This is a genomic window from Rosenbergiella gaditana (genome assembly GCF_018494065.1).
Classification (GTDB): Bacteria; Pseudomonadota; Gammaproteobacteria; order Enterobacterales; family Enterobacteriaceae; genus Rosenbergiella; species Rosenbergiella gaditana.
Window position 1 is genome coordinate 1 of the sequence record NZ_JABBFR010000072.1, and the last position, 297, is coordinate 297.

At 56.6% G+C, this 297-nt stretch carries 1 protein-coding gene; it reads left to right on the forward strand.

The features are described from left to right. A partial coding sequence (locus tag HH682_RS15485) for a hemagglutinin repeat-containing protein (protein WP_214238369.1) occupies positions 1-297 on the forward strand: 297 nt, incomplete at both ends.

A 297-nucleotide genomic window follows, 5' to 3' on the forward strand; every position in this document is an offset into this window, starting at 1 on the left:
GATATCGATATTGCGGGCAGCCAGCTGAAAGCCGGACGTGATACAACGCTGAGCGCCGCGCAGGATATCCTGCTGCATTCCAGTCAAGACAGTGAAACCCTGAGTGGTAACAATAGCAGCCATGGCAGGTCGCTGGGTGTCGGGATAGGCGCCAGCGGCAATAGCGCCGGGATTAGTATTTCTGCCAGCGTCAATGCCAGCAAAGGCAAGGAGAACGGCAGTTCCCTGACCCATCAAGAGACAACGCTGGACAGCGGCGGTTTAGTCACCTTACACAGCGGTCGCGATACCAGCTTA